Origin of the sequence: Pseudonocardia sp. Ae717_Ps2 (assembly GCF_001932475.1) — a bacterium.
Lineage (GTDB): Bacteria > Actinomycetota > Actinomycetes > Mycobacteriales > Pseudonocardiaceae > Pseudonocardia.
Genome location: NZ_MCIS01000001.1, coordinates 4,070,535 through 4,090,347, shown reverse-complemented (window position 1 = coordinate 4,090,347; position 19,813 = coordinate 4,070,535). Strand labels below are relative to the sequence as shown.

Sequence of the window (19,813 nt, the reverse complement as noted above, 5' to 3'; positions counted from 1 at the left end):
GCCGGACCTGGCCGGATCCTGACGTTCGCCCTCGAACACCGGAGATCCGATGAACGCCCCCACCGCCGAGCGCGCCCGCACCGGGACCGATCCCGCCGAGCACGGCCACGTCGTCTCGCTGCTCTTGACCGATGCCGATGACGGCCTCTACAAGGTCCTCACCATGCTGCGGTCGCGCCGCTGGAAGGTCCGCTCGCTGCAGGTCGACATGTCAGCCGAGATCAGCCGGGTCGACCTCGTCGTCGCCCACGACGGCCGGGCCGCCGACCTGCTGCTCGAGCAGCTGCGCCGGGTCGTGCCGGTGGTACGCGCCGACCTGGGCTGAGCCGGGCGCGGCGCCGTCGTTCACCGCCGGGCCCTCGTGCCCGCCGGATGGAGACGCATCATCCGGTCAGTCCGGTCCGCGATAGGTGTGCCCGGTGGGTGTGGTCGTGACGACGGCTCCGTCGGGTGTTCGGGTGACGTGCCATCCGGGTTGTTCGCGGATGTGGTTGTGGAACTCGCACAGTCCGCGTCCGTTGTCGAGTTCGGTGTGTCCGCCGTCGGTGGCGCGGTGGATGTGGTCGATGTGGCGGGCGGGGGCGTCGCAGTAGGGCTCGGTGCACCGGTTCCCGGCTCGGGCTTTCACGAGGGTGGAGAGGAGTCCGGTGAAGGTGCGTTGGCGTGAGTCGCCGCCGATGACCAGACCTTGGTCGGTGAGCAGGCGGCGTAGTGATGCGGTGCCTTCGCTGGTGGCGAGCAGCTCGACCGGGATGGGGCCGAGGCCGGGGATCTCCGCGGGGAGTGGGGAGGTGGGGTCGAGCAGGGCCTGGACGGGGACGGTGACCTGGACTTCGAGGTTGACCGCGGTTGCGGTGGTCTGTCCGGTGAGGCGTTCGACCAGGGTGTCGGCCATGATCTGCCCGCGGCTGCGGGTCAACGGTGCCGGGTCGACCTGGACCTGGATGAAGGCTTTCTGGAGTGCGGCGAGGTAGGCCGCGCCCTGTGCGGCGGTGAGGTAGGCGGTGAGGTAGCTCATCGCGTCCGGTGCCGGTCGCAGGGTGACCCGACGTTCGGCCGCGGCGGTGTGGACGCGGGCCCGGAAGCGTTCGGGGGCGATCTCGGCGACCAGGCGGCGGGTCATGGCGCGCAGGCGCCCGATGCCGTAGCGGGTGAGGTCGTGTGCGGCGAGGCGGGTGTCGACCTGCCTGCGCCGGTGTGGGTCGAGGTCGCGGCATTCGACGGCGATCGCGGTGACCTTCGCGGCGCTGAGCTGTCCGGCGGTGTGCAGGCCGCGGATGTGGTCGAGTCCGGTGTGCAGGTCGCGGGCGTTGGCGAGGCGGGTGCGGGCTTCGGTGGTGGAGATCCGGCAGGCGAGCTGGATCTGGGCGACGACACTGCGGTGGAGCCGCTCGGGGTCGGTCCGGGCGCGGTCGGTCCCGTCGGTCCGGTCGTCGGTGAGGTGGTTCTCGACGTGGGCCCGGGCGAACGCCCGGATCCGACTCGCCTGCAGTGCGGCGAGGGAGGCCTGGAGCGACTCGATCTGCTGGATCTGGTCGATCAGGTCCGTCTCTGTCAGCGCAGAGGTGTCGGCGGTGTGGGCGTGGTCGAGGAGAAATCGGAACAGATCGAGGTCACCGGTCGGGGACCCACCCGGGCCCACGCCGGTGGCATGGTCGGGTGGCTCTTGGGTCGCGGTCACACTGTCGACGATAGTCGAACACGTGTTCGGTCGCTAGTTTTCGTTCGCAATCGCGAATCTCTGACCTGCGAGGACAGGGCAGCAGAGTCATGCCCCGCCTACCCGCGAGGAGTCAACCGCGCGTTCGGCAGCTCCGGCGCCGGCAACGTCGACTCCCACGCGTCCGGGAACATCCCGAAGCGGCCACCGTCCCGCCCCCCGGCGGCACGCTCGTCCTGCCACTGCTCCCGGAAGGCCACGACCTCGTCGTGGGTGGAGCCGACGAAGTTCCACCACATCACGATCTGCTCGCCCAGCGGCTCCCCGCCGAGCAGCACCAGGCGGGCGCCGTCGTCGCCGGCGTGCAGGTCCAGGGTCGTCCGGCCCGGCGGGAGGTACACGAGCTCGGCGGCCGCGGTCGCGGTGCCGCTCACCTGCGCCGAGCCGGTGTCGACCAGCACACCGTGCTCGAACCCGGCGTCGACGTCCAGCGTCACCGACGCGCCGGCGGGCAGCACCACCTCGGCGCCGAGCAGCGGGGTGAACGTCGGTACCGGCGACGACGACCCGGCCAGCGATCCGAGGAACACCCGCAGCGCGGCGTCCCCGGCCTGCACCCGGGGCGGTGCGTAGTGCTCGAAGCGGGGAGTGGTCTCCCGGTGGGCGGCGGGCAGCGCCAGCCACAGCTGCACCCCGTGCAGCACCTCGGTGTCGGGGGTGGAGAACTCCGAGTGCGCGATGCCGGATCCCGCGGTCATCAGGTTCAGCTCACCCGGGCGCACGATCGCGTGCGCGCCGGTGGTGTCGCGGTGTTCGACCCGGCCGGTGAACAGCCACGACACCGTCGCGAGCCCGGTGTGCGGATGCCCCGGCACGGCCATCCCACCGGTGTCGGCGACCCGGTCCGGGCCGTAGTGGTCCAGGAAGCACCAGGCCCCGATCAGCGACCGGGTGCGCCGCGGCAGCGTGCGGCGCACCGTCATCGCGCGCGGCCCGCCCAGCGGCACGTCGCGCGGGGTCACCAGCTCCCCGTCGGCGGCGTCGCCCCCGCAGACGACCTCTTCCGGCGCGGTCTCGACGTTGCTCACCGCGCGCTCCTCCGGACGGCGGCGACGGCGTCGGGCGTCACCGGGTCGATGATGTCGGCATAGCCCTGATGGGTCGACACCCAGCGCCGCACGTACGGGCAGACCGGCACGATCCGCTTCCCGGCGGTGCGGGTGTCGTCCAGCGCGAACCGGACCAGGGTGCTCGCGAGCCCGCGCCCGGACAGCTCCGGATCGACCTCGGTGTGGTGGAAGATCCGCTGCCCGTGGTCGTCGACGTACTCGGCCCTGCCGACCACGGTGCCGTCGATCAGGATCTCGTAGCGGTGGTGGCCCGTGTCGTGGGTGACCACGGTGTCGTGGTCGGTGTCGTGGTCGGTGTCGCCGGACATGTACTCAGCCTCTCAGGACGCGCGGCGCCGCACCACGCGGCGCAGGTTCACCGGCTCCCGCAGGTGCCGGCCCCTGACGTCTCCGAACCCGTCATGCGGCGACGGTGTTCCGGGCGGGGGCCGTCTCGACGGTCACGACCACCGCCACCATCACCACCGCGGCCACGACCGGGGTGAACGGCGCGAACGCCGACAGCCCCAGCAGCACCGCCAGCAGGACGACGGCGGCGCTGCGGCCGGCGGCGAGCACGGGGCGCAGCGCCAGCGCCCACACCCCGAGGACGAACAGCGCGACCGGCACGGTCAGCGTCGCCCCGGCCGCGGCGGCGGACAGCCCGGTCCCGGTGGTGTCGACGTCGACGGCCACCTCGATGCCCGCCGAGAAGGCGCCGGCCGCGGCGAAGACGAGGTAGTGGCCGTAGCCGTGCACCAGCGCCCGCGGCATGGCCCGCAGGTGCTCGTGCTGGCTGTGGGCGAAGTAGACCCACCACATGCCCGCTGCCAGCACGAGCCCGCACGCCGAGAGCACCAGCAGCGGGCCGAGGTGCTCGGCGGAGGACAGCGCGTCGACCACGGCCGTCGTCGACGCCAGGATCGACTCACCCAGCAGGATCAGGGTGAACAGGCTGTAGCGCTCGGCGATGTGGTGCGGGTGCCACGGCGTCGACCGCGCACGCTCGGCGACCACCGGGACCGCCAGCTCGGCCAGTGCCAGCACGACGAACCACACCGGGTGCGGGGCGACGAGCACCCAGGCGATCCACAGCAGCTGGACGACGGCGATGCCGCCCGCGTAGCGGAGCGCGGTGGTCCGCAGCGCGGGGTGCGACCGCGCCGCCCGCAGCCACTGCGTGACCATCGCCAGCCGCATCACCACGTACCCGGCGACGAGCACGCCGTAGCCCTCACCGGCCATCGCCGAGGGCGTCCCCGCGGCCATGACCAGCGCGCCCGCCATCTGGACCAGGGTGGTGGCGCGGTAGAGCCAGTCGTCGACGTCGAAGGCCGAGGCGAACCAGGTGAAGTTCATCCAGGCCCACCAGATGCCGAAGAACACCATCAGGTAGGACCCGACCCCGGCGCCGACGTGCCCGCCGGACTCCTCGTGGTGCAACGCCGCCGACGACAGCGACACCGCCACCACGAACACCAGGTCGAAGAACAGCTCCAGCGGGCTGGCCACCCGGTGGGGCTCGTCCGGATCGCGGGGGCGCATCTCGCGCAGACCGAGGTTCACACCGCCCATCGTTGCGCGCCGCACTACCCTTCGGCAGCGCCGACACGGGAAAGGAGCCCACCGATGACCACACCGGACATTCGGCCGCGGGTGCTGCGACGGGAGGGTGACTCCGAGGTCGCTCCGATCGAGCTGTTCTTCGACCTCGTCTACGTGTTCGCGATCGTCCAGGTCTCGCACACCCTGCTCTACCACCTGACCCCGATCGGGGCGCTGGAGACGGCGGTGCTGTTCGCCGCGGTCTGGTGGCTGTGGAACTACTCGGCCTGGGCGATGAACTACCTGGACCCGGGACGCCCGTCGGTCCGGATGCTCAACGCCGGGCTGATGCTGGCGGCGCTGGGGATGGCGCTGGCCCTGCCGGGCGCGTTCGGCGAGTCCGGGCTGCTGTTCGCACTGTGCTTCGCCGCCGCCCAGATCGGGCGCCCGCTGTTCCTCGTCGTGACCATGCGCGGGCACGTCATGGCCCGCAACTACCGCAACCTTCTGGTGTGGAGCACGGCCGCGTCCGTGCTCGTCGTCGTCGGCGCGTTCCTACCGCCGGTGGCGCGGCTGGTCGTCTGGGTGCTGGCCGTCGCCGTCGACATGGCCGGGCCGCGGTTCGAGTTCCGGGTGCCGGGGCTCGGGCGCACCCCGATGGACGAGTGGCCGACCGACGTGGAGCACCTCGCCGAGCGCAACCGGCTGGTGTTCATCATCGCGCTCGGCGAGTCGATCCTGATCATGGGTTTCACGCTGTCGGAGATGGAGGACGTGACCCCCTACGCAGTGGTGATCACCCTGCTCGGCTTCGCCGGTCTGGTCGCGCTGTGGTGGTCCTACTTCGCGCTCGCCGGGCACGGCACCCGGGCGAGCTCCGGCGACGGGTCGACCCGTGCGGCGCGGGCCGCGTTCGCCTACGCGCACGGCCTGATGGTGGCCGGGGCGGTGCTGTTCGCGGTGGCGATCGACCTGCACCTCACGCACCCGGAGAACACCCCGGCGCTGGTGCTGACCTCGGTCGGCGGTCCGCTGCTCTACCTCGCGGGCAACAAGCTCTACCTGCAGGGCCGCACCGGGACGGTCGGGCGGTCGCGCTACGTGGCCGCCGCGATCCTGGTGGTGGCTGCGGTGGTCGCGCTGGTCGCCGGACACGCCCTGCCCGCGATCGCGATCGGGCTGGTCGTGCTCGCCGTGGTGATCGGCCTGGCGGTGGCCACCGAGCTGACCGAGCGGCGCGCCTAGTCCGGGTCGGCGGCGTCGCGCAGCGCGTTCTCCAGCACCTCGCTCAGCGCGGGGTGGATCCAGTACTGCACGTCGGCGAGGCGCTGCGCGGTCACGCCCAGCGCCATCGCCTGCACCAGCTGCTGGACCAGCGTCGACGCCTGCGGGCCGAGCAGGTGCGCCCCGAGCAGCGTGCCGTCCGGGGCGACGAGGACCTTGCAGAACCCGCGCTGCTCCTCCATCGCCCAGCCGAAGGCGACATCGGCGTACTCGTGGAACCCGACGCGGAACTCCAGGCCCTCCTCGCGGCACTGCTGCTCGGTGCGGCCGACGGTGCCGATCTGCGGGGTGGTGAACACCGCGGCCGGGACGAACCCGTGGTCGACCTCGCGCAGGTCGTCGGGGTGGGCGAGGTTGTGCCCGACGACCTCGGCCTCGTGGTTCGCGACGTGCTTGAGCGGGTGCGGGGACGAGATGTCGCCCAGCGCCCACACCCCGTCGGCGGTGGTGCGGCCGTGGGCGTCGACGACGACGCGGCCGGCGTCGTCGGTGTCGATCCCGGCCCGGTCCAGGTCGAGCCGGTCGGAGTTCGGGCGGCGCCCGGCCGCGACGAGCAGCCGGTCGGCCCGCACCTCGGTGCCGTCGTCGAGATGCAGCCGTACGTCGCCCGCACCGCCGGTGACCCTCTCCACCGTCCGTCCGGTGTGGACGGTGAAGCGCTCGCGGGCGGCGTCGGTGAACCGCGCCACGACGGTCTCGTCCATCCCGCCGAGCAGGGTGTCGGCGCTCTCGACGAGCGTGACCTCGCAGCCGAGCCCGCCGAACACGTGCGCGAACTCCGCTGCGATGTAGCCACCGCCGATGATCGCCAGGTGCCCGGGCAGCTCGTCGATCCGCATGATCGTGTCGGAGGTGTCGAACGGGACGCCCGAGTCGGCGACCGGCGGCGGGACCACCGGTCGCCCGCCGACGGCGAGCACGATCCGGTCCGCGGTGAACTCCGCGGTGCCGCCGTCGGCCAGGTCCACCGCCATCGCGCGTGGCCCGGTGAAGCGGGCCGTGCCGTCGTAGACGGTGCCGTGGTCGCGGCGGTGGTCGCGGCCCTCGTCGCCGATCGGGTCGAGTCGGGAGAACACCCGGTCCCGGATGTCGCTCCAGCGGATCCGGTCGATCCGGGCGTCCACCCCGTAGGTCGACGCCGCGCGGACCGTCTCGGCGACCTCGGCGGTGTGGGCGAGCATCTTGGTCGGGATGCAGCCCACGTTGAGGCAGGTCCCGCCGAACCGGGTCGCCTCGACGTGGGCGACGTCGAGACCGTCGAACCGGTCGTCGACGATCGTGTTCCCGGATCCGGTGCCGACGACTGCGAGATCGTGATGGGCCACCCGCCGAGCCTAGGAAGACCGGCGCCCTCCCGCGCGTCGACGCCGGGCGGGGCCGTCACCGGGCGATCGGCGTGCGGTACCGGCACCGCACTGGCACCCTGACTGCGGCGGTGGCGCGGCGCCCCGCGGGAGGCGGCCGGTGATGACCGATCCGACGGAGGGCCCGGGGGGAGTGCCCGGCCTGTCCGCCGCGACCGCGGAGGGCGGTGGTCTGACCCTGGAGGCGGTGCCGCACCCGTCGGGTCCGGTGGTGCTGCACGCCGTCGGCGACGTCGACCTCGCGACCGCGCCGTTCCTGGCCGAGCAGGTGGGCGACTGGCTCGCCGCGGCCCCACGGATCGTGCTGGACCTGTCCGGGGTGGGCGTGTTCGCCTCGGCCGGGATCTCGGTGCTGCTCGACTGCCGGCACGCCGCCGTCGCGGCCGGGGTGGTCCTGGAGCTGTACTGCGGCGCGGCCCGCCAGGTCCGCCGGGTCCTGCAGGTCACCGGCACCTGCGAGCACCTGCGGGTGCTCGACCCGCACCCGCCGCCGGAGACCCCCGACGGCCGCGCCCCGCTGTTCCCGGTTCCCGACTGACCCCGGTCCTCAGCCGAGCAGCTCCCGGCCGGTCCGGTGCCGGTGCAGCACCTGGACGTCGGTCGTGCCCTCCCGCAGCGACGCCGAGGTGTCGGACATGTGCTCCAGCAGCGTGTCCGCGAAGGCGATGACGGCCGGTGTGGGGGCGATGTCGGCGCGGCGCGCCAGCGCCACCGTGCGGTGGATGGCCGGGTTGAGCACCGTGCGCCGCAGCCGCGGCCGCCCGATGAACGTCAGGTCCGGCACCACCGCCACCCCGGTGCCGGCCTCGACCATGCGCAGCACGGCGTCCATCTGGCCGCCCTCGACCGCGATCCGCGGCGTGACCCCGGCGACCGCGTAGGCCCGCAGGGTCACCTCCCGCAGGTCGTAGCCCTGGCGCACCATCACCAGGTCGTGGCGGGCGAGCTCGGAGACGGTCATCGACCCGCGCGGGGTCAGCGGCCTGCGTGCCCGTGGGGAGGCGACCGAGAGCCGTTCGCGGAGCAGGGGAGCGGTGTGCAGCGTCGGGTCCACCCCGTCGGGGGGCACGATGACCAGGGCGACGTCCAGCGCGCCCTGGACCAGTGCCGCCTCCAACGGCTGCGAGCCGTCCTCGGCCAGCTCGACGGCGATCTCGGGGTGCCGGGCGTGGAAGACCCGCAGCACGTCGGACAGCACGCCGATGCACAGCGACGGCGTCGCGCCGACCCGGACCCGGCCGCTGCGCAGGCCGACCATCTCGGCCACCGTCGTGCGGACCATGTCGGAGTCGGCGAGCATCCTCCGTGCCAGTGGCAGCACCGCCTCACCGGCCGGGGTCAGCGTGACGACCGACCCGCGGTTGATCAGCGGGGAGCCCAGCTCGTCCTCCAGCGCCCGCAGCGCGCGGCTCAGGGTCGGCTGGGCGACCCCGACCTGGTCGGCCGCCCGAGTGAAGCTGCGCACGTTTGCCACGGCGACGAAGTACATGAGCTGCTGAAGTGTCACATGCATAGCCTACGGCTATGACCGGAGACCGTTTCATGCATTGGACTGCCTTACCCGTTGGTATGTCCACTGGACGACGTGGTCACGATGTCCGAGAAGTCCCGGGCCGGCGGCGGAGCCAAGCCCGCCGCGCCCCGGCGTCCGCGCACGCCCAGTGCGCTGCTGAAGTTCGTGATGGCGGTGAGCGGCGTCGTGCTGCTCGGCTACGTCACGTTGCACATGATCGGGAACCTGAAGATCTTCTTCGGTCCCGAGGCGATCGATCACTACGCGGCCTGGCTGCGCACCATCCTGGAGCCGGCGCTGCCCTACTCGGGCATGCTCTGGATCGTCCGTGTGGTGCTCGTCGTCGCGGTGGTCGCCCACATCTGGTCGGCGACGGTGCTCGCCCTGCGCGCGCGCAAGGCCCGCCCGATCAAGTACGCGGGTGGCTCCTACCAGGTCAAGGGCAGCTACGCGGCCCGCACCATGCGCTGGGGCGGCGTGATCATCGTGCTGTTCGTCGTCTACCACCTGCTCGACCTCACCGCGGGCACGCTGAACCCGAACGGCGTGCACCTCGCGGTGGCGGACAACCTCGCGGCCGACTTCACCCCCGCCCGCTGGTACGTCACCCTGTTCTACGTCCTCGCCGTCGTCGCGCTGGGCTTCCACGTCCAGCACGGCATCTTCTCGGGCATCCAGACGCTCGGGTGGTCGTCGAACAGGCGTGAGCGCACCATCAAGGTGGTGTCGACGGTCTTCGCCGCCGTGCTGACCCTCGGCTTCATCTCGGTGCCCCTCGCCGTCACGTTCGGAGTGGTCTGACCCATGACTGACGCCTCGTCCCACCACATCTCCTACGCCGACTACACGACCGGTGAGCCGGTCGTCGACAAGGCGGTCCCCTCGGGTGCCATCGAGACCCGCTGGGAGCGCCGCCGATTCGGCGTCAAGCTGGTCAACCCGGCGAACAAGCGCTCGAAGAAGATCATCGTCGTGGGCTCCGGCCTGGCCGGCGGCTCCGCGAGCGCGACGCTCGGCGAGGCCGGCTACCACGTCAAGACGTTCTGCTACCAGGACAGCCCGCGGCGTGCGCACTCGATCGCCGCGCAGGGTGGCATCAACGCGGCGAAGAACTACCGCAACGACGGCGACAGCGTCTACCGGCTGTTCTACGACACCGTGAAGGGCGGCGACTTCCGCGCGCGGGAGTCCAACGTCCACCGGCTCGCCGAGATCTCGCGGCAGATCATCGACCAGTGCGTCGCGCAGGGTGTCCCGTTCGCCCGCGACTACGCCGGTCTGCTCGACAACCGCTCGTTCGGCGGCGTGCAGGTCTCCCGCACCTTCTACGCCCGCGGTCAGACCGGCCAGCAGCTGCTCATCGGCGCCTACCAGGCGCTGGAGCGCCAGGTGAAGGCCGGCACCGTCGAGATGTACGCCCGGCACGAGATGCTGGAGCTGATCGTCGTCGAGGGACGCGCCCGCGGCATCGTCGCGCGCGACATGGTCTCCGGCGAGATCGAGGTGCACACCGCCGACGCGGTCGTGCTCGCCTCCGGCGGCTACGGCAACGTCTTCTACCTGTCGACCAACGCCAAGGGCTGCAACGTCACGGCCTCGTGGCGGGCGCACCGCAAGGGCGCGTTGTTCGCGAACCCCTGCTTCACCCAGATCCACCCGACCTGCATCCCGGTCTCCGGCGACCACCAGTCGAAGCTGACCCTGATGTCGGAGTCGCTGCGCAACGACGGCCGCGTCTGGGTCCCGAAGAGGCTCGGCGACGACCGCGGGCCGAACGAGATCCCGCACGAGGAGCGTGACTACTTCCTCGAGCGCAAGTACCCGGCGTTCGGCAACCTGGTGCCCCGTGACATCGCGTCCCGGGCCGCCAAGGAGGTCTGCGACGAGAAGCGCGGTGTCGGTCCGTCGGGTCTGGGTGTCTACCTGGACTTCGACGACGCGATCCAGCGGCTGGGCCGCAAGGCCGTCGAGAACAAGTACGGCAACCTGTTCGAGATGTACGAGCGGATCACGGGGGAGAACCCCTACGAGGTCCCGATGCGGATCTTCCCCGCCGTGCACTACACGATGGGTGGCCTCTGGGTCGACTACGACCTGCAGTCGACCATCCCGGGCCTCTACGTGGCCGGCGAGGCGAACTTCTCCGACCACGGCGCGAACCGCCTCGGTGCGTCCGCGCTGATGCAGGGTCTGGCCGACGGCTACTTCGTCCTCCCGGTCACGATCGGCGACTACCTGGCCAAGAACGAGCTCGACGCCGTCTCCGACGACGCGCCCGAGGTCGTCGAGGCCGTGCAGTCGGTCACCGACCGGATCGACCAGTTCCTGTCGATCAACGGCACCCGCACGGTGGACTCGTTCCACCGCGAGCTGGGCCAGATCATGTGGGACTACTGCGGCATGGAGCGCACCGAGGACGGTCTGCGCAAGGCGCTGGACCGCATCCCCGAGCTCCGTCGCGAGTTCTGGAGCAACGTCAAGGTGCCGGGTACCGGCGCGGAGCTGAACCAGAGCCTGGAGAAGGCCGGCCGGGTGGCCGACTTCCTCGAGCTCGGTGAGCTCATGTGTCTCGACGCGCTCGTGCGTCGCGAGTCGTGCGGCGGTCACTTCCGCGCGGAGAGCCAGACCGAGGACGGCGAGGCGCAGCGCGACGACGAGAACTTCTCCTTCACCTCGGCCTGGGAGTACACCGGACGCGGGCAGGCTCCGGTCCTGCACAAGGAGGAGCTCACGTTCGAGTACGTGCACCCGACCCAGCGCAGCTACAAGTAGGAGGACCGACGGACATGAAGCTCAACCTGAAGGTCTGGCGCCAGCGCGACGCGGTCGACAAGGGGCGCCTGGTCACCTACACCGTCGACGCCGACGAGGACATGTCGTTCCTCGAGATGCTCGACGTGCTCAACGAGAAGCTGATCCTGTCCGGCGACGAGTCGGTCGCGTTCGACCACGACTGTCGCGAGGGCATCTGCGGCTCGTGCAGCATGGTCATCGACGGCCGTCCGCACGGCCCGCAGCGGGCGACCACCACCTGTCAGCTGCACATGCGGCACTACTCCGACGGCGACACGATCGTCATCGAGCCGTTCCGCTCGGGCTCGTTCCCGGTCATCAAGGACCTCGTCGTCGACCGCGCCGCGTTCGACAAGATGATCCAGGCCGGCGGCTACGTCTCGGTGAACACCGGGTCGGCGCCGGAGGCCAACTCCAACGCCGTGCCGAAGTCCGCCGCGGACCGCTCGTTCGCCGCGGCGAACTGCATCGGCTGCGGTGCCTGCGTCGCGGCCTGCCCGAACGGGTCCGCGTCGCTGTTCCTGGGCGCGAAGCTGACCCACCTGGGTGAGCTGCCGCAGGGTCAGCCGGAGCGCTACGAGCGCGTCGTCAGCATGGTGGAGGAGCACGAGGCCGCCGGGTTCGGTGGCTGCACCAACACCGGCGCCTGCGCCACCGCCTGCCCGAAGGAGATCCCGCTCGACGTGATCTCCCAGCTGAACCGCGACTACCTCGCGGCCACGGTGGGCGGCCGCAAGAAGTAGGACGCACCGTCGCGACGGCCCGGGCCACTCCTTCCGAGGGGTGCCCGGGCCGTCGTGCGTCGTGCGACGTGTGACCCACGTCTCGATGGAACGGCCAATCGCCATCCCGACGTAGATCACATGTGATCTGCGTCGTACTCTCTGGCGACCACCGCACCGTGCGTGCGGCGGGTGTTCACGAGGACACGACGTCGTGTCAGGTCTCTTCGGCGTCGTCGAGACGACAGGAGCTCCCGTACGTGTCATCCACCACTGACGCGTCCACCGGCCGGGCCACCATCGCCGCGCGCACGCTGCGCACGGACCGATGGTGGCTTCCCCCGCTGGCCACCTTCGTGGCGTTCGTCGCCTGGGTCGCGTACGCGACGGTGCGGGCGTTCATGCAGGACCACTACTTCGTCCCCGAGTACGGCTATCTGACGCCGTTCTACTCGCCGTGCGTCTCGACCGGCTGCTTCGAGGAGGCAGCGCACTTCGGCCGCTTCCTGCCCGACGTCTGGTGGCTGCCCTACGCGGCGGTCTCCCTGCCGTTCCTGCTGCTGTTCCGGCTGACCTGCTACTACTACCGCAAGGCCTACTACCGGGCGTTCTGGCTCTCCCCGCCGGCCTGCGCGGTCGCCGAGCCGCACCGGCGCTACACCGGTGAGACGCGCTTCCCGCTGATCCTGCAGAACGCGCACCGCTACTTCTTCTACATCGCCGGGATCATCACGCTGATCAACACCTACGACGCGGTGCTGGCCTTCGCCAAGCCCGGCGGCGGGTTCGGCCTGGGGCTGGGCAACATCATCCTGGTCGTGAACGTGGTGCTGCTGTTCGGCTACACGCTGTCGTGCCACTCGTGCCGCAGCGCCGTCGGCGGGCGGCTCAACCACTTCTCCAAGCACCCGGTCCGCTACAAGCTCTGGACCCAGGTCTCGAAGCTGAACACCCGGCACAACCAGTTCGCCTGGGCGACGCTGGTGAGCCTCGCCGTCACCGACTTCTACGTCATGGCCGTCTCCGCCGGCTGGATCAGCGACCTGCGGATCGTGGGGTGAGCACCGAGATGGACGAGCAGATCGAGCGGCACGACTACGACGTCGTCGTCATCGGGGCCGGCGGTGCCGGCCTGCGGGCGGCGATCGAGGCGCGGCTGCAGGGCAAGCGGACGGCGATCATCTCCAAGTCGCTGTTCGGCAAGGCACACACCGTGATGGCCGAGGGCGGCTGCGCGGCGTCGATGGGCAACGCCAACCCGAACGACAACTGGAAGGTCCACTACCGCGACACCATGCGCGGCGGGAAGTTCCTCAACAACTGGCGGATGGCCGAGCTGCACGCCAAGGAGGCCCCGGACCGGGTCTGGGAGCTGGAGACCTACGGCGCGCTGTTCGACCGCACGAAGGACGGGAAGATCAGCCAGCGCAACTTCGGCGGGCACACCTACCCGCGGCTGGCGCACGTCGGCGACCGGACCGGCCTGGAGCTGATCCGCACCCTGCAGCAGAAGGTCGTCTCGCTGCAGCAGGAGGACCTCGCCGAGACCGGCGACGCGGAGTCCCGGATCCGGGTCTTCCACGAGTGCACGATCACCGAGCTGTTCACCACCGACGGCGCGATCTCGGGCTGCTTCGGCTACTTCCGCGGCGACGGTCGGTTCGTGCGCTTCGACGCCCCGGCGATCGTGCTCGCCACCGGCGGCGTCGGGAAGAGCTACTCGGTCACGTCGAACTCCTGGGAGTACACCGGCGACGGCCACGCGCTGGCCCTGCGCGCCGGCGCGACGCTGATCAACATGGAGTTCCTGCAGTTCCACCCGACCGGCATGGTGTGGCCGCCGTCGGTGCGGGGCCTGCTGGTCACCGAGTCCGTCCGCGGCGACGGCGGCGTGCTGCGCAACACCGACGGCACGCGGTTCATGTTCGACTACGTGCCGGACGTGTTCAAGGAGCAGTACGCCACCACCGAGGAGGAGGGCGACCGCTGGTACACCGATCCGGACAACAACCGGCGCCCGCCCGAGCTGCTGCCCCGCGACGAGGTCGCCCGGGCCATCAACTCCGAGGTCAAGGCGGGCCGGGGCACCGAGCACGGCGGGGTGTTCCTCGATGTGTCCACCCGGCTCAAGCCCGAGGAGATCCTCAAGCGGCTGCCGTCGATGCACCACCAGTTCAAGGAGCTGGCCGACGTCGACATCACGAAGGAGCCGATGGAGGTCGGCCCGACCTGCCATTACGTGATGGGCGGGGTCGAGGTCGAGCCGGACACCGCGATGTCGAGGGTGCCCGGCCTGTTCGCGGCCGGTGAGGTCGCGGGCGGCATGCACGGCTCCAACCGGCTCGGCGGCAACTCGCTGTCGGACCTTCTGGTGTTCGGCCGTCGCGCCGGGCTGCACGCCGCGCAGCACGCGGACCGGGGACGGCCGGCCGTCGCCGAGGCCGACGTCACCGCGGCGCTGGAGCGGGCGATGCTGCCGTTCTCCGGTGCGACCGCCGGTGGGGAGAACCCGTTCGTCGTCCAGCAGGAGCTGCAGAAGACGATGCACGAGCTCGTCGGGATCATCCGCAAGGGCGAGGAGATGGAGCTCGCGCTCAAGAAGCTCGAGGACATCGCGACCCGCACCCGCACCGTCTCGGTGGAGGGGCACCGCCGCTTCAACCCGGGCTGGCACCTGGCCCTGGACCTGCGCAACATGTTGCTCGTCGCGCTGTGCACCGGGAAGGCGGCCCTGGAGCGCCAGGAGTCGCGGGGTGGGCACACCCGCGACGACTTCCCGGTCATGGACTCCGACTGGCGCCATGTGCTGCTGGTCTGCCGCGCCGTCGGAGAGGACGGCATCGAGCTGACCCGTCAGGAGCAGCTCCCGATGCGGCCCGACCTGTTCGACCTGTTCGAGATGGACGAGCTGAAGAAGTACTACACCGGTGACGAGCTGGGCGGTCACCGGGCCGATGCGGAGGGACCGCGATGAGCAGCCATCTCCACCACTTCCGCGTCTGGCGCGGCGACGACACCAAGGGCGAGCTGGTCGACTACCCGGTGGAGGTGAACGAGGGCGAGGTCGTCCTCGACGTCATCCACCGGCTGCAGGCCACCGAGGCCGGCGACCTGGCCGTGCGCTGGAACTGCAAGGCGGGCAAGTGCGGCTCGTGCTCCGCGGAGATCAACGGTCGGCCGCGGCTGATGTGCATGACCCGGATGAACACCGTCGACGACAGCGAGGTCGTCACCGTCACGCCGCTGCGCAGCTTCCCGGTGATCCGCGACCTCGTGACCGACGTGTCGTTCAACTACACCAAGGCCCGTGAGATCCCCAGCTTCACCCCGCCCGAGGGCGTCGCGCCGGGCGAGTACCGGATGGCGCAGGTCGACGTCGAGCGGAGCCAGGAGTTCCGCAAGTGCATCGAGTGCTACCTGTGCCAGAACACCTGCCACGTGGTCCGCGACCACGAGGAGAACAAGGAGGCGTTCGCCGGGCCGCGCTACCTGATGCGGATGGCCGAGCTGGACATGCACCCGCTCGACGCGCACGGCAACCGCGCCGTCGAGGCCCAGGAGGAGCACGGACTGGGGTTCTGCAACATCACCAAGTGCTGCACCGAGGTGTGCCCTGAGCACATCAAGATCACCGACAACGCGCTCATCCCGCTCAAGGAGCGCGCGGTGGACCGCAAGTACGACCCGCTGGTGTGGCTGGGGGACAAGATCTTCCGTCGCACCGGGAGCTGAACGTGTCCCCGCACCCCGGCGACGGCCGTCGCACCCGCCGCACGGGGTGCGGGGACCGCGCCGGAGGTGCGACGGGCCGCTCAGCCCTCCATCGACCGGCGGATCTCGGCGAGCCGCTCGGCCGCCCTGCGCTCGCGTTCGGCGAACGCGTCCTGGGCCTCCGCGGCGCGCACGTCGCCGCCTGCGAGGTCCTCGGCGGCCGCCGCGGTCGCGGCGCGTCCCTCGATGCGATCGCGCACGTAGGAGAACGTGGGGACGCCGTCGTCGGTGTAGTCGGTGACCGGCTCGACCGGGTCGGGCACGGCGGGGTCGGCAGGCTCCGGGTCGGGGACGGCGGGCAGGCGGGTCGGATCGGTCATCGGGCCTCCTCGGTTCCGCCGTCGACGGTAGGCGATGAGAACGCCGCGCGCGGACGGTCCACACCGGTATGACGACCTTTGCGCTGGTCCCCGGGGCGGGGACCGACACCTGGTACTGGGGCCCGCTGGTACGGGAGCTGACCCGGCGCGGCCACCGCGCCGTGCCGGTCGAGCTGCCCTGCGACGACGACGCCGCCGGACTGGAGGACTACGCCGACGCCGTGGTGGCCGCGGTCGAGGGTGCCGAGGACCTGGTGGTCGTCGCGCACTCCTTCGGCGGGTTCAGCGCGCCGCTGGTGTGCGACCGGATCGCGGTGCGCGAGCTCGTCCTGGTGACGGCGATGGTGCCGCAGCCGGGCGAGTCCGCGGCGCAGTGGGGCGCCGCGACCGGCTCCGGTGCGGCGCTCGCCGAGCAGGCCGCGCGCGACGGGCGCGACCCCGACGACGTCGTCGGGCTCTTCTACCACGACGTCGACGAGGCGGTCGCGAACGAGGCGCTGCGCCACGAGCGCGACCAGTCCGCGACGCCGTGGAACCAGCCGTGGCCGCGGGAGTCCTGGCCGGAGGTGCCGACCCGGTACCTGCTGTGCCGCGAGGACAAGCTGTTCCCGGCCGCGTTCGTCCGGACGATGCTCGCCCGCCGGCTGCGCGGCGTCGTGCCCGAGATGGTGTCGGGCGGGCACCACCCGATGCTGTCGCACCCCGGGGAGCTGGCCGCGGCGCTGCTCGGCCGCTGAGGACGGCCCCCGAGGACGGCCCCCGAGGACGGCCCCCGAGGGCGGGGGCCGGTGGCAGGCGATGATGACGCGGTGGCGCGCACACGGATCCGGGAGCTCGTGGTGGTGCACGACGCGGCCTGTGCGCCGTGCTCGCGGATCGCACAGGAGCTGCCGGGCTGCGTGCGGGTCCGGGTCCGGGCGCGCTCCTGCCGCGAGCCGCGGCTGGCCGAGATCTACCCGAACCTCCCGGCCGCCGTCGCCGGGTGCCGGACGCCGGCGGTCGGCGTGCTCCGCACCGACGGGCAGGTCCGCTGGTGGACCGGGATGAGCGGGGTGGTCGGCCTGGCTCCGGTCCTGCGACCCGGGGCGCTGCCGGCCGCGGTGCGCCTGCTGCGCGCGGCGGCGACGGCAGGTCGATGATCGTGGTCCGTCCCCGGAACGAGGAGGTCCCGCTCGTGGACACCGTCGCCCGCCCGCTCGACCACGGCCCCGGCCTGCTGTTCTGCCCCGGGAACCGGCCCGACCGGTTCGCCAGGGCACTCGCCGCGGCCGACGCCGTCGTCCTCGACCTGGAGGACGCGGTCGGCCCGGACGACAAGGACGGCGCCCGTGCCGCCGTCGTCGACGCCCTGGCGGGGCTGGACCACACCCGGGTGGTCGTCCGGGTCAACGCGCCCGGCACCCCCGCCCACGACGGCGACGTCGCTGCGCTGGCCGCCCACCCGGACCTCACGCTGATGCTGCCGATGGCGACGAGCGCGGCCGCGGTGGAGGCACTGGCTCCGCACCCGGTGATCGCGCTGTGCGAGACCGCGCACGGGGTGCTGGAGGCGCCGTCGATCGCGCGGGCGACGAACTGCGCGGGCCTGATGTGGGGCAGCGAGGACCTGCTCGCCGACCTGGGCGGCCGCACCGGGCGCGCGTCCGGCGGCGGCTACGGCCCGGCGCTGACCGAGGCCCGCACCCGGATCCTCTACGCCGCGCGTGCCGCGGGCCTCGACCCGGTCGACACCGTGCTGACCGACATCGCGGACACCGACACCCTGCTCGCCGACACCCTCGACGCGGTGGCCGCGGGGTTCGCGGCGAAGGCCTGCATCCACCCGTCGCAGGTCGAGGTCGTGCGCCGCGGGTTCCGGCCCACCGACGCCGAGGCCGAGCACGCCCGCGCCCTGCTCGCCGAGGCGCAGCGCCACCCCGGGGTGTTCCGGTTCGGCGGGGAGATGGTCGACGCGCCGGTGCTCGCCCGGGCCAGGGCGGTCCTGCGCCGCGCCGAGGCATAGACGGCGTCTATGGCAGAGCTCGGAAGCATCGATCGCGCGACGGGACTGCGCGTCGGTCCGGCGACGCTGTACCGGACATGGACATCACCACACTGGCCGGACAGGACCTGCTGATCGTCGGCGGCGGCTCGGGCATCGCCCGCGCGCTCGCCGCCGACGCCGTCGCCGAGGGGGCGACGGTCACCCTCGCCGGGCGCGACCCGCAGCGGCTCGCCCCGGTCGCGGACGCGGTGGGCGCCGCCACCGCCCGGATCGACCTGACCGACGAGGCGAGCATCGCCGCCTTTGCGGCGACCTCGGGGCCGCTGGACCACGTCGTGTCGCTCGCCGCCGCGCCCGCCAACGGGCCGGTCGGCGAGCTGGACCGCGACGCCGTCCACACCGCGTTCGACGCGAAGGTCGTCGGCCCGCTGCTGCTCGCCAAGCACCTCGCCCCACTCGTGCGCGGGTCGTTCCTGCTGTTCTCCGGCGTCGCGGCCTGGCGCCCGGCGCCCGGCCGTTCGGTGATGGCGACGACCAACGGCGCCGTCGCGTTCCTCGCCGAGGCGCTCGCCGTCGAGCTCGCCCCGGTCCGGGTCAACGCGCTCTCGCCCGGCATCGTCGACTCCGGCCAGTGGGACCGGCTCGGCGACGGCAAGGACGCCTTCCTCGCCGCCACGGCCGCGGCCAACCCGGCGCGGCGCACCGGCACCCCGGCCCAGCTGTCCGCCGCGGCCCGGTCGCTGCTCACCAACCCCTTCGTGACCGGCACGACCCTGCACGTCGACGGCGGTGGCCGGCTGGCCTGACCGGCGCCGCTCAGGGGGCGAGCTGCGCGGCGACGGCGGCGGGCACGGGCACCCCGCGCCGTCGCAGTGCGGCGACGAACGCCGCCACCACCGGGTCCCGGCCCGGCCGGGTCAGCGCGACGACCTCCCGGTCCTGCGCCGGGGCCAGCGCCCGCACCACACCCGGGGCACCCGCGGGCAGTGCCGTCACCGGCACCACCGCGACGCCCAGCCCGGCGTCGGCGAGCCGGGCCGCGGTCGTCGCGCTCCGGGTGCGGGTCACCGCGTCGAGGCGGACGCCGTGCGTGGCGGCGAGGGTGTCGAGCCAGCCGGCCAGGCCGTTGGCGGGGTCGTAGTGCACCACCGGGCCCTCGCCGAGCGCGACGACCGGGACCGGCCCCGGCGCCCCGGCGAGCGGATGGCGGCGGGGGAGCACCGCGACGAGCGGCTCGCGGCCGAGCACCTCGGCGTCGGCGCCGTCACGGCCGGGCGGCGGGCACACCCCCACGTCGGCCGCGCCGTCCGCCACCCGGGCGGCGATCTCGTCGGCGCTGGTCAGCTCGGTGAGCTCCACCCGGGTCCGGGCGGTGGCACCGGCGGCGGCCCGCAGCACCGGGGCGAGCAGACCCGCGGTCATCGTCTCCGCGCACGCCACCCGCAGCACCCCGGCGCCGCCGGCCGCGACCGTGCGCCCGGTGGTCAGCACCCGACCCGCGGCCTCCAGCGCGGCGACCGCGTCGGCGTGCACCGCCCGCCCCGCGACGGTCGGGCGCACCCCGCGCGGCAGCCGCTCCAGCAGCGGGGTCCCGACCTCGCGTTCGAGCTGGGCGAGCTGGTGGGACAGGGCGGGCTGGGACAGGTGCAGGGCCGCTGCCGCCCCGGTCACCGACCCGTGGTCGAACACGGCCACCAGGCATTCCAGCGCACGCAGTGTCGGCACGGCGACAACCTACGGGCACGGCG

The 19,813-nt window shown here is 72.4% G+C and carries 21 protein-coding genes; 13 read left to right on the top strand and 8 right to left on the bottom strand.

Annotation, left to right across the window (positions count from 1 at the left end; translation table 11 throughout):
* Positions 1-49: 49 nt before the first annotated feature.
* Positions 50-325, top strand: a complete 276-nt coding sequence (locus Ae717Ps2_RS18740) for an ACT domain-containing protein (RefSeq protein WP_075311078.1) — start codon at positions 50-52, stop codon at positions 323-325.
* 66 nt (positions 326-391) lie between these two features.
* On the opposite strand, the gene Ae717Ps2_RS18735 is transcribed toward Ae717Ps2_RS18740, so the two are convergent.
* The 4 genes from Ae717Ps2_RS18735 to Ae717Ps2_RS18720 all read right to left on the bottom strand — a co-directional run bounded on the left by Ae717Ps2_RS18735 (position 392) and on the right by Ae717Ps2_RS18720 (position 4,344).
* Positions 392-1,681: a DUF222 domain-containing protein gene (locus Ae717Ps2_RS18735; RefSeq protein WP_075333664.1), complete on the bottom strand. Its 1,290-nt coding sequence runs from the start codon at positions 1,679-1,681 to the stop codon at positions 392-394.
* A 98-nt stretch (positions 1,682-1,779) separates the two neighbouring features.
* Positions 1,780-2,748, bottom strand: coding sequence for a pirin family protein (locus Ae717Ps2_RS18730; RefSeq protein WP_075311082.1), 969 nt, complete (start codon positions 2,746-2,748; stop codon positions 1,780-1,782).
* Entirely contained in the window at positions 2,745-3,098 is a 354-nt protein-coding gene (locus tag Ae717Ps2_RS18725) for a GNAT family N-acetyltransferase (protein WP_075311083.1), read from the bottom strand. Before Ae717Ps2_RS18725 ends, Ae717Ps2_RS18730 begins: the two co-directional genes overlap by 4 nt.
* Before the next feature lie 91 nt (positions 3,099-3,189).
* On the bottom strand, positions 3,190-4,344 hold the full coding sequence (locus Ae717Ps2_RS18720) for a low temperature requirement protein A (protein ID WP_170918313.1): 1,155 nt from the start codon (positions 4,342-4,344) through the stop codon (positions 3,190-3,192).
* A gap of 54 nt (positions 4,345-4,398) precedes the next feature.
* On the opposite strand from Ae717Ps2_RS18720, the gene Ae717Ps2_RS18715 reads away from it, so the two are divergent.
* Positions 4,399-5,559 (top strand): low temperature requirement protein A, encoded by a 1,161-nt coding sequence (locus Ae717Ps2_RS18715; RefSeq protein WP_075311085.1) that lies wholly within the window; start codon positions 4,399-4,401, stop codon positions 5,557-5,559.
* Here the strand turns inward: Ae717Ps2_RS18715 and Ae717Ps2_RS18710 are convergent.
* Positions 5,556-6,923, bottom strand: a complete 1,368-nt coding sequence (locus tag Ae717Ps2_RS18710) for a mycothione reductase (RefSeq protein WP_075333663.1) — start codon at positions 6,921-6,923, stop codon at positions 5,556-5,558. The genes Ae717Ps2_RS18715 and Ae717Ps2_RS18710 overlap by 4 nt on opposite strands.
* Positions 6,924-7,065: 142 nt before the next feature.
* Here Ae717Ps2_RS18710 and Ae717Ps2_RS18705 point away from each other — a divergent pair, with 142 nt between their 5' ends.
* Positions 7,066-7,500, top strand: a complete 435-nt coding sequence (locus Ae717Ps2_RS18705) for an STAS domain-containing protein (protein ID WP_083695147.1) — start codon at positions 7,066-7,068, stop codon at positions 7,498-7,500.
* A gap of 9 nt (positions 7,501-7,509) precedes the next feature.
* Here Ae717Ps2_RS18705 and Ae717Ps2_RS18700 read toward each other — a convergent pair whose 3' ends face one another.
* Positions 7,510-8,469 (bottom strand): LysR family transcriptional regulator, encoded by a 960-nt coding sequence (locus Ae717Ps2_RS18700; protein ID WP_043278006.1) that lies wholly within the window; start codon positions 8,467-8,469, stop codon positions 7,510-7,512.
* Positions 8,470-8,556: 87 nt separating this feature from the next.
* Between Ae717Ps2_RS18700 and Ae717Ps2_RS18695 the strand changes: the two genes are divergently transcribed.
* From Ae717Ps2_RS18695 to Ae717Ps2_RS18670, 6 genes are all read left to right on the top strand, one after another.
* Positions 8,557-9,276, top strand: a complete 720-nt coding sequence (locus tag Ae717Ps2_RS18695) for a succinate dehydrogenase cytochrome b subunit (RefSeq protein WP_082375760.1) — start codon at positions 8,557-8,559, stop codon at positions 9,274-9,276.
* A gap of 3 nt (positions 9,277-9,279) precedes the next feature.
* Complete coding sequence (locus Ae717Ps2_RS18690; protein ID WP_020623677.1) at positions 9,280-11,247, top strand: fumarate reductase/succinate dehydrogenase flavoprotein subunit; 1,968 nt, start codon at positions 9,280-9,282, stop codon at positions 11,245-11,247.
* A gap of 14 nt (positions 11,248-11,261) precedes the next feature.
* Positions 11,262-12,011 carry a succinate dehydrogenase/fumarate reductase iron-sulfur subunit gene (locus Ae717Ps2_RS18685; protein WP_075333662.1) on the top strand — a complete coding sequence of 250 codons (750 nt, stop codon included), beginning with the start codon at positions 11,262-11,264 and terminating at the stop codon, positions 12,009-12,011.
* Positions 12,012-12,250: 239 nt separating this feature from the next.
* Positions 12,251-13,051: a hypothetical protein gene (locus Ae717Ps2_RS18680; RefSeq protein WP_075333661.1), complete on the top strand. Its 801-nt coding sequence runs from the start codon at positions 12,251-12,253 to the stop codon at positions 13,049-13,051.
* 8 nt (positions 13,052-13,059) lie between these two features.
* Positions 13,060-14,964, top strand: coding sequence for a fumarate reductase/succinate dehydrogenase flavoprotein subunit (locus tag Ae717Ps2_RS18675; protein ID WP_075312978.1), 1,905 nt, complete (start codon positions 13,060-13,062; stop codon positions 14,962-14,964).
* Entirely contained in the window at positions 14,961-15,722 is a 762-nt protein-coding gene (locus Ae717Ps2_RS18670; protein WP_075311091.1) for a succinate dehydrogenase/fumarate reductase iron-sulfur subunit, read from the top strand. The genes Ae717Ps2_RS18675 and Ae717Ps2_RS18670 overlap by 4 nt, the downstream gene beginning before the upstream one ends.
* A gap of 80 nt (positions 15,723-15,802) precedes the next feature.
* Here Ae717Ps2_RS18670 and Ae717Ps2_RS18665 read toward each other — a convergent pair whose 3' ends face one another.
* Positions 15,803-16,081 carry a hypothetical protein gene (locus Ae717Ps2_RS18665; RefSeq protein ID WP_075311093.1) on the bottom strand — a complete coding sequence of 93 codons (279 nt, stop codon included), beginning with the start codon at positions 16,079-16,081 and terminating at the stop codon, positions 15,803-15,805.
* A 68-nt stretch (positions 16,082-16,149) separates the two neighbouring features.
* Between Ae717Ps2_RS18665 and Ae717Ps2_RS18660 the strand changes: the two genes are divergently transcribed.
* The 4 genes from Ae717Ps2_RS18660 (at position 16,150) to Ae717Ps2_RS18645 (ending at position 18,871) form a co-directional block, all read left to right on the top strand.
* Positions 16,150-16,818, top strand: coding sequence for an alpha/beta fold hydrolase (locus tag Ae717Ps2_RS18660; protein WP_075311095.1), 669 nt, complete (start codon positions 16,150-16,152; stop codon positions 16,816-16,818).
* 72 nt (positions 16,819-16,890) lie between these two features.
* Positions 16,891-17,220 carry a hypothetical protein gene (locus tag Ae717Ps2_RS18655; RefSeq protein ID WP_020623684.1) on the top strand — a complete coding sequence of 110 codons (330 nt, stop codon included), beginning with the start codon at positions 16,891-16,893 and terminating at the stop codon, positions 17,218-17,220.
* 2 nt (positions 17,221-17,222) lie between these two features.
* On the top strand, positions 17,223-18,083 hold the full coding sequence (locus tag Ae717Ps2_RS18650; RefSeq protein ID WP_233147624.1) for a CoA ester lyase: 861 nt from the start codon (positions 17,223-17,225) through the stop codon (positions 18,081-18,083).
* A 77-nt stretch (positions 18,084-18,160) separates the two neighbouring features.
* Complete coding sequence (locus Ae717Ps2_RS18645) at positions 18,161-18,871, top strand: SDR family oxidoreductase (protein WP_075311097.1); 711 nt, start codon at positions 18,161-18,163, stop codon at positions 18,869-18,871.
* Positions 18,872-18,881: 10 nt separating this feature from the next.
* Here Ae717Ps2_RS18645 and Ae717Ps2_RS18640 read toward each other — a convergent pair whose 3' ends face one another.
* Positions 18,882-19,790, bottom strand: coding sequence for a LysR family transcriptional regulator (locus Ae717Ps2_RS18640; RefSeq protein ID WP_075311099.1), 909 nt, complete (start codon positions 19,788-19,790; stop codon positions 18,882-18,884).
* Positions 19,791-19,813 lie beyond the last annotated feature (23 nt).